7 protein-coding genes are annotated in these 11,708 nt (G+C 74.9%); 6 read left to right on the plus strand and 1 reads right to left on the minus strand.

The features are described from left to right. Positions 1 to 57 precede the first annotated feature (57 nt). The 5 genes from IE312_RS13430 to nudC all read left to right on the plus strand — a co-directional run bounded on the left by IE312_RS13430 (position 58) and on the right by nudC (position 10,575). Positions 58 to 444, plus strand: a complete 387-nt coding sequence (locus IE312_RS13430; RefSeq protein ID WP_189981439.1) for an MGMT family protein — start codon at positions 58 to 60, stop codon at positions 442 to 444. 257 nt (positions 445 to 701) lie between these two features. Next, a complete protein-coding gene (locus IE312_RS13435) occupies positions 702 to 4,142 on the plus strand; it encodes an ATP-dependent helicase (protein WP_189981442.1) in 3,441 nt (1,146 codons plus the stop codon). Between the two features lie 112 nt (positions 4,143 to 4,254). Next, positions 4,255 to 8,025 carry an ATP-dependent helicase gene (locus IE312_RS13440; RefSeq protein WP_189981444.1) on the plus strand — a complete coding sequence of 1,257 codons (3,771 nt, stop codon included), beginning with the start codon at positions 4,255 to 4,257 and terminating at the stop codon, positions 8,023 to 8,025. Between the two features lie 47 nt (positions 8,026 to 8,072). Next, positions 8,073 to 9,476 carry a dipeptidase gene (locus IE312_RS13445; protein ID WP_189981446.1) on the plus strand — a complete coding sequence of 468 codons (1,404 nt, stop codon included), beginning with the start codon at positions 8,073 to 8,075 and terminating at the stop codon, positions 9,474 to 9,476. A gap of 154 nt (positions 9,477 to 9,630) precedes the next feature. After that, positions 9,631 to 10,575 (plus strand): NAD(+) diphosphatase, encoded by a 945-nt coding sequence (gene nudC / locus IE312_RS13450; protein ID WP_189981448.1) that lies wholly within the window; start codon positions 9,631 to 9,633, stop codon positions 10,573 to 10,575. An 87-nt stretch (positions 10,576 to 10,662) separates the two neighbouring features. Here the strand turns inward: nudC and IE312_RS13455 are convergent, their stop codons facing one another. After that, on the minus strand, positions 10,663 to 10,905 hold the full coding sequence (locus tag IE312_RS13455) for a mycoredoxin (protein WP_014674855.1): 243 nt from the start codon (positions 10,903 to 10,905) through the stop codon (positions 10,663 to 10,665). A gap of 292 nt (positions 10,906 to 11,197) precedes the next feature. Here IE312_RS13455 and IE312_RS39865 point away from each other — a divergent pair. Continuing rightward, positions 11,198 to 11,708 (plus strand): UvrD-helicase domain-containing protein (locus tag IE312_RS39865; protein ID WP_229899740.1); only part of this gene is annotated, 511 nt, incomplete at its 3' end.

Raw genomic sequence — 11,708 nt, forward strand, 5'->3', positions numbered from 1 at the left:
GGGGCCGTTCCCCGCGCACCCGCCGGGACGCCTTCGGCGTGCGGCAGGATGGGGGGAATGAGCGAGCAGAGCCCCCTCGAGGACGCCTCCGCGGGACAGGCGGACGAGCTGCCGGAGTACGCCGAGCGGGTCCTCGACGTCGCCGAGCGCATTCCACCGGGCCGGGTCATGACGTACGGCGATGTCGCCGAGTGGCTCGAGGAGGGCGGCCCCCGTCAGGTGGGCCGCGTGATGGCCCTCTACGGCGGCGCGGTCCCGTGGTGGCGTGTGGTGCGCGCCGACGGGGTCCTGCTGCCGGGGAGCGAGCTGCGCGCGCTCGCCCACTACCGCGCGGAGGGCACGCCGCTCCGGCAGTCCGGCAGGAGCAGCGGGGGCCACCTGCCACGGCTCGACATGCGGCGGGCCCGGTGGGACGGTGGCGCGGACGCGGGGGGTCACACCTGACAGCTTCCGCCATCGGATGCCCGCGGGGCAGACCCGTGATCCGTTCGGGGGACATGGGGGACGTCCGTGGCATGCCGTACGTTCGAGGGGTGTGGGACCCGCGTGGCCCGAGCGCCCCGAGGGAACGACCGGAAGCCCCGCTTCCGGCCCGGGCGGCGGCGTAGCGTCGGCGGCACGGGTCCCGCTCACCCCGCGGTCACCGCCGCACGCGTGCGACCGCACACCCGCCAGCACACCCACCAGGACCGGCCAACCACGTGAGCTCCTCTTCCTCCACCAGGCACCTGCCGCACCCTCCGGTACGGCAGGGGAGCCGTGGCGCTTACCGACTGGTCCGAACCCCGCCGGCCGTCGTCGCCCCCCCATCACTGGACGCGACGCAGCGCAGGGTGGTTGACCACCGCGGCGGACCGCTGCTCGTCCTCGCCGGTCCCGGCACCGGCAAGACCACCACCCTCGTCGAGTCCGTGGCCGCGCGGATCGCCCGGGGTGCGGACCCCGAGCGGATCCTCGTGCTGACGTTCAGCCGCAAGGCCGCCGTCGACCTGCGCGACCGCATGGCCCTGCGCATGGGCGCCGCCCGCGCGCCCAGGGCGACCACCTTCCACTCGTACTGCTACGCGCTGGTCCGCGCCCACCAGGACGGCGACCGGTTCACCCAGCCGCTGCGCCTGCTCTCCGGCCCCGAGCAGGACGTCGCCGTCCGCGAGCTGCTCGCCGGCCATCCCGAGCTGGAGCGGCTCGGTCTGACCCCCGTGCGCTGGCCCGACGAACTGCGCGCGTGCCTGACCACGCGCGGGTTCGCCGACGAGGTCCGCGCGGTCCTCGCCCGCAGCCGTGAACTGGGCCTCGGCCCGGACGCCCTGGACGCCTTCGCGCGCCGCATCGGCCGTCCCGACTGGCGGGCGGCGGCCGCGTTCCTCGCCGAGTACCTCGACACCCTCGACCTCCAGGGCGTGCTCGACTACGCGGAACTGGTCCACCGCGCGGTCCTGCTCGCCCGCCGCCCGGACACCGCCACCCGGCTGGCGAACCAGTACGACGCCGTGTACGTCGACGAGTACCAGGACACCGACCCCGCCCAGGTCCGGCTCCTGCGCGCCCTGGCCGGGGGCGGCCGCACCCTCGTCGCCTTCGGCGATCCCGACCAGTCGATCTACGCCTTCCGGGGTGCCGACGTGAACGGCATCCTGGACTTCCCGGCCGCCTTCCCGCGCGCCGACGGCCACCCCGCCCCCGTCGAGGTGCTGCGCACCTCCCGCCGCTCCGGCGCCGCCCTGCTGGCAGCGACCCGTCTGATCACCCGGCGCATGCCGCTGCCCCGGCTGCCCGCCGACAAGGTCCGCGCCCACCGCGAGCCGGCCGCCGTGCGCGACGGCGGCCGGGTCGAGGTCCACACCTGTCCGACGCCCGGCACGGAACTGGACGACATCGCGGACCTGCTGCGCCGCGCGCACCTGGAGGAGGGCGTGCCCTGGAGCGACATGGCCGTCCTGGTGCGCGCCGGCTCCCGCCTGCCGACCCTCCGCCGCGCCCTCACCGCCGCCGGCGTCCCCGTGGACATCGACGGCGACGACCTGCCCCTGCGGCACGAACCCGCGGTGGCACCGCTGCTCACGGCCCTCCGCGCGGTCGCCACGACCGAAGCCGTCGAAGCGCCCCACCGCGCGGACCCGGCATCGCAGGACCCGGCATCGCAGGACTCGGCGGTGCAGGACCCGGCGGTGCAGGACCCCGCGCCGCAGGACCCCGTGGGGGCGCAGGCCGGTGCCGCCGTCGTGGAGGAAGCCGCCGACGACAGCGGACCACGGGCTCCCGACGCCTGCTGGCTGGACACCGAGACCGCCCTCACCCTGCTCACCTCCCCGCTCGCCGGCATGGACGCCGCCGACCTGCGCCGCCTCGGCCGGGCCCTGCGCGAGGAGGAGCGGGCCGCCGGGAACCCGCTGCCGCCGCCGTCCGACGAACTGCTCGCCCGCGCGCTGGCCGAACCGGAGCGCCTCGCCGTGCACGACCCGGTGTACGCACGCGGCGCGCAGCGCCTGGGCGCGCTGCTCCGCAAGGCCCGCGAGCGCCTCGCCGGCGGCGGCACGGCCGAGGAGGCCCTGTGGGACCTGTGGGAGGGCACGCCGTGGCCCGCGCGTCTGGCGCGGGCCGCCCGGCGCGGTGGCGCGGCCGGCCGCAACGCCGACCGGGACCTGGACGCCGTCTGCGCGCTGTTCGCCACCGCCGCGCGCGCGGAGGAGCGCACCGGAGGCCGGGGCGCCCTGAACTTCCTGGCCCAGATCGAGGCCGAGGACATAGCCGCCGACACGCTCACCCGCCGCGCGGTACGGCCGGACGCCGTCCGTGTGATGACCGCGCACCGGGCCAAGGGCCTGGAGTGGCAGCTGGTCGTCGTCGCCGGCGTCCAGGAGGGCCTGTGGCCCGACCTGCGGCGGCGCGGCTCGCTGCTGGAGGCCGACCGCATCGGCCGTGACGGACTGGCCGAACCACTGTCCCCGGGCGCGCTGCTCGCCGAGGAGCGACGGCTGTTCTACGTCGCCGCCACACGCGCGCGTGACCGGCTCGTCGTCACCGCCGTGAAGGCACCGGCCGACGACGGCGACCAGCCGTCCCGGTTCCTGACCGAGCTGGGCGTCGAACCCAGGGACGTCACCGGCCGCCCGCGGCGCCCGCTGTCCGTCGCCGCGCTCGTCGCCGAACTGCGCGCCACCACCGTCGACCCGCGCGCCTCCGCCGCGCTGCGGGAGGCCGCCGCCGGCCGGCTCGCCCGGCTCGCCGCGCTCGCCGACGAGGACGGCCGTCCGCTGGTGCCGTCCGCGCACCCCTACCGCTGGTGGGGCATGTTCGAGCCGACCGAGAGCAAGGTGCCGCTGCGCCACCGCGACCAGCCCGTGGTGCTCTCCGGCAGCGCCCTCGACCAGCTCGCCAACACCTGCGCGCTGCAGTGGTTCCTGGGCCGCGAGGTGAAGGCCGACGCCCCCGCCACCGCGGCGCAGGGCTTCGGCAACGTCGTCCACGTCCTCGCCGACGAGGTGGCCTCCGGCCGTACCCCCGCCGACCTCGACGTCCTCATGGAGCGCCTGGACTCCGTGTGGAACGCGCTCGCCTTCGACGCGCCCTGGAAGTCTCAGCAGGAGAAGGAGAACGCGCGCGGGGCGCTCGAACGCCTGCTGAACTGGCACGTGCTGGACCGGGCCGGCCGCACCCCGGTGGCCAGCGAGCAGGACTTCGACGTCACCCTGGAAACGGGTGGCTACCAGGTTCGTGTCCGCGGTCAGATCGACCGCGTGGAGACGGACGCCGAGGGCCGGGCCTACGTGGTCGACTTCAAGACCGGCAAGCAGGCGCCCACCGCGCGCGAGGTGGAACGGCACCCCCAGCTCGCCGTGTACCAGCTCGCCGTCCGCGAAGGCGCCGTGGACACCGCCTTCGACGGCGTACGCCCCGAACCGGGCGGCGCCGAACTGGTCCACCTGCGGCAGGCCGCCGCCCAGCGCGACGGCGGTGAGGGCCTGCCCAAGGTGCAGGCCCAGGAGCCGCTGGCGGGGGAGTGGGTCGGTGAGCTGCTGGCCACCGCCGCCGGAAAGGTCCTCGACGAGCGGTTCACTCCGAGCACCGGCCAGCACTGCACGCACTGCGCGTTCCGTGCCTCCTGCAGCGCACGGCCGGAGGGACGGCACGTGGTGGAGTGACCACCAAGTGGTCGGCGTGACCTACGGCACCACAGGGGCTGACCTGCGTTTCTTCCGTCCCGGCGGTCGATCGGTCCTCGGCTGTCAGTGCCCGCCGCTAGCCTTTTTCGACATGTCCGCCCGTATCACCCACCCCGAGCAGCTCAAAGAGCTCCTCGGCATCCCCTTCACCCCGGAGCAGACGGCCTGCATCACCGCGCCGCCGGCCCCGCAGGTGATCGTGGCCGGCGCCGGGTCGGGCAAGACCACCGTCATGGCGGCCCGCGTGGTGTGGCTGGTCGGTACCGGACAGGTCGCCCCCGAGCAGGTCCTCGGCCTGACCTTCACCAACAAGGCCGCCGGCGAGCTGGCCGAACGCGTCCGCAAGGCACTGGTCAAGGCCGGCGTCACCGACCCCGACGCCCTCCCGTCACCCGACCGCCGGTCTTCCCCGGCGACGGCGCCGCGCGCCGACACCCTCTGGCCGGACCCCGACAACCCCCCGGGCGAGCCCGTCATCTCGACGTACCACGCGTTCGCCGGCCGCCTGCTCACCGACCACGGCCTGCGCATCGGGCTGGAACCCAGCTCGCGGCTGCTGGCCGACGCCACCCGCTACCAGCTCGCCGCGCGCGTGCTGCGCGAGGCCCCCGGCCCCTACTCGGCGCTGACCCGCTCCTTCGCCGACCTCGTCAGCGACCTGCTCACCCTGGACTCCGAACTCGCCGAACACCTCGTCGACCCCGAGGAACTGCGCGCCTGGGACGGCGTCCTGCTGCGCACCCTGGAAGGCGCCAGACTCACCAACGCCGACCTGCGCAGGATCCCCGAGACGGCCGCGGCCCGCCGGGAACTGGCCGACCTCGTCCAGCGCTACCGGGCCGGGAAACGCCGGCGGGACCTGCTCGACTTCGGCGACCAGATCGCCCTGTCCGCGCGCCTGGCCGGCGTCCCCGAGGTGGGCCGTCTGCTGCGCGAGGAGTTCCGGGTGGTCCTCCTGGACGAGTACCAGGACACCTCCGTCGCCCAGCGCGTCCTGCTCGCCGGGCTGTTCGGCGGCGGCACCGGCCACCCGGTGACCGCGGTCGGCGACCCCTGCCAGGCCATCTACGGCTGGCGCGGCGCCTCCGTCGCCAACCTGGACGACTTCCCCGACCACTTCCCGCACGCCGGCGGCCGGCCCGCCGCCCGGCAGGCACTGAGCGAGAACCGGCGCAGCGGCGGTCGCCTGCTCGACCTCGCCAACGGCCTCGCCGCGCCCCTGCGGGCCATGCACGCGGGCGTGGAGGCCCTCCGCCCGGCCCCCGGCGCCGAGTACGACGGCACGGTCCGCTGCGCCCTGCTGCCCACCCACGCCGAGGAGCTCGACTGGCTCGCCGACTCCCTCGCCCACCTGGTGCGTACGGGCACCCCGCCCGGCGAGATCGCCGTACTGTGCCGTACCGCCACCGACTTCGCCGAGATCCAGGGCGCCCTCGTCGCCCGTGACGTCCCCGTCGAGGTCGTCGGCCTCTCCGGGCTGCTGCACCTGCCCGAGATCGCCGACCTCGTCGCCGTCTGCGAGGTCCTGCAGGACCCCGGCGCCAACGCGGCCCTGGTGCGCCTGCTGACCGGACCGCGCTGGCGCATCGGCCCCCGCGACCTCGCCCTGCTCGGCCGTCGGGCCCGCCGGCTGGTCGCCCACGCGCGCGCGGCCGACGGCGCGGACGCGGACCGCCGGCTCGCCGAGGCCGTCGAGGGCGTCGACCCGTCCGAGGTGATCTCGCTCGCGGACGCCCTGGACACCTTCCTGGAAGCCCCCCTGGACGGCGGCGACGACGACGGGCTGCCGTTCTCGCCGGACGCACGCGTGCGTTTCGCCCGGCTCGCCGCCGAACTGCGCGACCTGCGCCGTTCGCTGTCCGACCCGCTGATGGACGTCCTGCACCGCGTCCTCGCCGTCACCGGCCTCGAGGTGGAGCTGTCGGCGTCCCCGCACGCGCTCGCCGCCCGCCGCCGCGAGACCCTGTCCAACTTCCTGGACATCGCCGCCTCCTTCGCCGCGAGCGACGGCGAGGCCACCCTGCTGGCCTTCCTCGGCTTCCTGCGCACCGCCGCCCAGTACGAGAAGGGCCTCGACAACGCCCTGCCCGGCGGCGAGAACACCGTCAAGGTGCTCACCGCCCACAAGTCCAAGGGCCTGGAATGGGACGTCGTGGCCGTCCCCGGACTGGTCACCGGCACCTTTCCCAGCGCCCAGGGCCGCGAGAAGTGGACCGCCCAGGCCAAGGTGCTGCCGCACGCCCTGCGCGGCGACGCCGACACCCTGCCCGACGTGGACAGCTGGGACGCGCGCGGCATGAAGGCCTTCCACGAGGCGATGAAGGACCACCAGCACACCGAGGAGCTGCGCCTCGGCTACGTCACCTTCACCCGCCCCCGCTCCCTCCTGCTCGGCTCCGGGCACTGGTGGGGGCCCAGCCAGAAGAAGCCGCGCGGCCCCTCCGTCTTCCTCCAGGCCCTGTACGACCACTGCGCCGCCGGCCACGGCGAGATCGAGGCCTGGGCGGAGGAGCCCGCGGAGGGCGAGGAGAACCCCGCCCTGCACACGGCCGGCGCCGACCAGGTGTGGCCGCTCCCGCTGGACGCCGCCGCCCTGGCCCGCCGCCGCGCCGCCGCCGAGACCGTCCTCGCCCACCTGGACGCCCTCGCCGCCGAGCCCGCCGGCCACCGCCCGGCCCTGCACGACCCCGCCGGGGACGAGCACCCGGACTGGCCGGCCCCACCGGACGACGACCCGTACGGGGAGCCGTACCCCGACCCGTACGGCGAGGAGCCGCACGAGGACGTGCCCTACGAGGACGCGTCCTACGACGACATGCCCTTCGAGGATGCGCCCTTCGAGGACGTGCCCTTCGAAGACTCCCCCTACGAGGAGGACCTGCCGCCCTACGCCGAAGCCCCCCACGGCGAGGACCCCATGGGCGATGCCCCCCACGGCGAGAACTCCATGGGCGAGGCCCCCGACGGCCAGGCGCCCCACGGTCAGGCCTCCCACCCCCAGGCACCCCCCACCGGCGCCCCCGCCTCCGCGCCGGACGCCCCCGCCGGCCGGGACTCCCGGAGGACGCGGCGGCCCGTGGTCCCCCACCAGGCGCCCGCCCCGCGGCACCGCCCCGAGCCGCGGCCCGCCGCCGGACCCGCCGCGCTCACCCCCGAAGAGGCCCGTACCGTCGCTTCCTGGGACCGCGACCTGGACGCCCTCGCCGGGGAGCTGCTGCGCGCCCGGCGCTCCGTCACCGACGTGCCCCTGCCCGCCACCCTCACCGCCTCCCAGCTGCTGCGGCTCGCCGAGGACCCCGACGGGCTCGCGCAGGAACTCGCGCGCCCCATGCCGCGCCCCCCGCAGCCGGCCGCGCGCCGGGGTACCCGCTTCCACGCCTGGGTGGAAGCCCGCTTCGAGGAACTGACGCTGCCGCTGCTGGAGCCGGACGAGCTGCCCGGCGCCGACGCCGAGATCGCCGACGAACGGGACCTCGAAGCACTGAAGGAAGCCTTCGAACGCACCGAGTACGCGCAGCGCACCCCGTACCGGGTCGAGGCCCCCTTCCAGCTCACCCTCGCCGGCCGGGTCGTCCGGGGCCGCATCGACGCCGTCTACCGGAACGGCGACGGCGACGGGACGACGTACGAGATCGTCGACTGGAAGACCGGCCGCGCCCGCACCGCCGACCCCCTCCAGCTCGCCGTGTACCGGCTCGCCTGGGCCGAGCAGCAGGGCGTGCCGCCCGAGTCGGTCACGGCGGCCTTCCTGTACGTGCGCACCGGCGAGGTCGTACGCCCCGAGGGCCTGCCGGACCGGGCCGCGCTCGAACGGCTCCTCACCGGTGAGACGGAGAGCACACAGGAGGCGACCTCAGTGTGACGAATCGCCCGCCGAGCATGCCGGTGCGGGCCGATAGGCTCAGGAGCATGAGCCAGACCCCGGACAGCGCCGTCCGCACGTACATCGAGCAGCACCGCGCCGCCTTCCTCGACGACCTCACCGCATGGCTGCGCATCCCGTCCGTGTCGGCCCAGCCCGACCACGCGCCCGACGTACGGCACAGCGCCGACTGGCTCGCCGCCAAGCTCAAGGAGACCGGTTTCCCGACCGCCGAGGTCTGGCAGACCCCCGGCGCCCCCGCCGTCTTCGCCGAGTGGCCCTCGGACGACCCCGGCGCCCCCACGGTCCTGGTCTACGGCCACCACGATGTGCAGCCCGCCGCCCGGGAGGACGGCTGGGACAGCGACCCCTTCGAACCCGTCGTCCGTGGCAACCGCCTCTACGCGCGCGGGGCGGCCGACGACAAGGGCCAGGTGTTCTTCCACACACTCGGCGTCCGCGCCCACCTCGCCGCCACCGGCCGCTCCACTCCGGCCGTCCACCTCAAGCTGCTGATCGAGGGCGAGGAGGAGTCCGGCTCGCCGCACTTCCGCGCCCTGGTCGAGGAACAGGCGGAACGGCTCGCCGCCGACACCGTGATCGTCTCCGACACCGGCATGTGGTCCGAGGACACCCCGACCGTGTGCACCGGTATGCGCGGCCTCGCCGAGTGCGAGATCCGGCTGTACGGCCCCGATCAGGACATCCACTCCGGCTCCTTCGGCGGCGCCGTACCCAACCCGGCCACCGCCGCCGCCCGCCTGGTCGCCGCCCTCCACGACGAGCACGGGCGCGTAGCGGTCCCCGGCTTCTACGACGGCGTCGTCGAGCTGACCGACCGCGAGCGCGAGCTGTTCGCCGAGCTGCCGTTCGACGAGGAGCGCTGGCTGCGCACCGCCAGGTCCCACGCCGCCCACGGCGAGGCCGGGCACACCACCCTGGAGCGCATCTGGGCCCGCCCGACCGCCGAGGTCAACGGCATCGGCGGCGGCTACCAGGGCGCCGGCAGCAAGACGATCATCCCCGCCACGGCCCTGGTGAAGCTGTCCTTCCGGCTGGTCGCCGGCCAGGACCCCGGCCACATCGAGCGGGCCGTCCGCGCCTGGGCCGCCGGCCAGGTGCCCGCGGGCATCCGCTGCGAGATCGACTTCGGCTCGGCCACGCGCCCGTGCCTGACCCCGCTCGACCACCCCGCGCTGCAGTCCGTGGTCCGCGCCATGGGCCGCGCCTTCCAGGCACCGGTCCGCTTCACCCGGGAGGGCGGCTCCGGACCCGCCGCCGACCTCCAGGAAGTCCTCGGCGCCCCGGTCCTCTTCCTGGGCATCTCCGTCCCGTCCGACGGCTGGCACGCGCCCAACGAGAAGGTCGAGCTGGATCTCCTCCTCAAGGGTGTCGAGACCAGCGCCTACCTGTGGGGTGACCTGGCCGCGAACTGGCGTCCCGCATCCTGACCGGCCGGAGCCGTACGGAAGGGCGGCGCGCGCGGGGCACACTGGAAGGACCGCCCGCCCGCCCCGGCCACGCCCGGCCCGGTGCCCTCCCGCCCTGTATCCCGCCGAACCGCCCGCCGAAAGATCCGCTGCACTGGGGGAGTTGGAAGCACCCGTGACCACCTGGACCGACCACACAGCCGACCGACCCATCTCGCTGACCGCCCCGAGCGGCATCGACCGCGCCGCCCACCACCGGCTGGACGAGGCCTGGCTCGCGGCGGCGTGGAGCCACCCCACGACCCGCTGTTTCGTGGTCTCCGGCGGCCAGGTGCTCATCGACGAGACCCCGGACGGCCGGACGGAACTCGTCATGACCCCGTCCTTCGAGGCCCCCCTCACCGAGGCGCACCGCTACTTCCTCGGCATCGACGAGGACGGCGTCAGCTACTTCGCGCTCCAGAAGGACTCGCTGCCCGGCCGCATCGACCAGTCCGCCCGGCCGGCGGGGCTCCGCGAGGCCGGCCTGCTGCTCTCCCCGCGCGACGCCGGACTCATGGTCCACGCGGTCGGGCTGGAGAACTGGCAGCGCACCCATCGCTTCTGCTCCCGCTGCGGCGAGCGCACGGTCATCGCGGCGGCCGGCCACATCCGCCGCTGCCCGGCCTGCGGCGCGGAGCACTATCCGCGCACCGACCCGGCCGTGATCATGGCGGTCACCGACGAGGACGACCGCATCCTGCTCGGCCGCCAGGTCCACTGGCCGGAGGGCCGCTTCTCCACGCTCGCCGGATTCGTCGAGCCCGGCGAGTCCATCGAGCAGGCGGTGCGCCGCGAGGTCTGCGAGGAGGTCGGGGTCAGCGTCGGCCAGGTCGAGTACGTGGCCAGCCAGCCCTGGCCCTTCCCGTCCAGCCTCATGCTCGGCTTCATGGCCCAGGCCACCTCCACCGAGATCGACGTCGACGGCGACGAGATCCACGAGGCCCGCTGGTTCTCCCGCGAGGAGCTGCACGCGGCCTTCGAGTCCGGCGAGGTGCTGCCGCCGTACGGCATCTCGATCGCGGCCCGTCTGATCGAGATGTGGTACGGCAAGCCCCTGCCGACCCGCGGCTTCGTCTGATCCGGTCGGCGGCTCCGCGGCGATACGGCGAACGGCGGCTCCCGGGTCCGCGAAGGGACTCGGGGCCGCCGTTCGGCGCAGCTCGGACTACGCGGCGAGCTTCTGCTTGACCTGGGCAAGCGACGGGTTCGTCAGCGTGGAGCCGTCCGCGAAGAGCACGGTCGGGACGGTCTGGTTTCCGCCGTTCGCCTTCTCCACGAAAGCGGCGGAATCCGGGTCCTGCTCGATGTTGATCTCGGTGTAGGCGATGCCCTCCCGGTCCAGCTGGCTCTTCAGCCGCCGGCAGTAGCCGCACCAAGTCGTGCTGTACATCGTCACAGTGCCCTGCATCTCTTTCGCTCTCCTCAGACAGCTCGGAAAAGGTCGTCCGGGGGGAGAACGCGGGCGGCCGGTCCGCCATTCCCGGCCGTGACCCGGAGGGACCGGGATCGCCGATCCCCGATGCGTACGGCCGCGAGGCCCGTGATTCATATGACTGCGAGGCCCCGCCTGTGGACAACCGGCACGGCCGTCCCGGGCGACCTGGCAGCATGGCTGTGTGACAGCAGCAACGCACTCCACCCTCTTCCCGCAGGGCACCGGCGGCTCTCCGTACCCGGGGCCGCCGAGCGACGCCGACGCGGTGCTCGAAGGGCTCGACCCCGAGCAGCGCGAGGTGGCCACCGCGCTGCACGGTCCGGTGTGCGTCCTGGCCGGAGCCGGCACGGGCAAGACCCGGGCCATCACCCACCGGATCGCCTACGGTGTGCGGGCCGGCATTCTTCCCCCCTCCAGCGTTCTCGCCGTCACCTTCACCAACCGCGCCGCCGGGGAGATGCGCGGCCGGCTGCGCCAGCTCGGCGCCCAGGGCGTCCAGGCCCGCACCTTCCACTCCGCGGCCCTCCGCCAGCTCCAGTACTTCTGGCCGAAAGCGGTCGGTGGCTCCCTGCCCCGGATCGTCGACCGCAAGATCCAGCTCGTCGCCGACGCGGCCGCCGCCCTCGGCACCCGGCTCGACCGCAACGAGCTGCGGGACGTGACCGCCGAGATCGAATGGTCCAAGGTCACCCAGACCGTCCCCGCCGACTACCCGTACGCGGCCGCGAAGGCCGGCCGTGAGACGCCCCGCGACCCGGCCGAGATCGCCCACCTCT

The sequence above is a fragment of the Streptomyces capoamus genome (assembly GCF_014654935.1).
In the GTDB taxonomy this organism is placed as follows: Bacteria; Actinomycetota; Actinomycetes; order Streptomycetales; family Streptomycetaceae; genus Streptomyces; species Streptomyces capoamus.

Excerpts from the sequence above, each read along its gene's own strand:
- IE312_RS13440 (WP_189981444.1), top strand. The coding sequence starts at position 4,255 with ATGTCCGCCCGTATCACCCACCCCGAGCAGCTCAAAGAGCTCCTCGGC.
- IE312_RS13455 (WP_014674855.1), bottom strand. The coding sequence starts at position 10,905 with ATGCAGGGCACTGTGACGATGTACAGCACGACTTGGTGCGGCTACTGC.
- IE312_RS13430 (WP_189981439.1), top strand. The coding sequence starts at position 58 with ATGAGCGAGCAGAGCCCCCTCGAGGACGCCTCCGCGGGACAGGCGGAC.
- IE312_RS13445 (WP_189981446.1), top strand. The coding sequence starts at position 8,073 with ATGAGCCAGACCCCGGACAGCGCCGTCCGCACGTACATCGAGCAGCAC.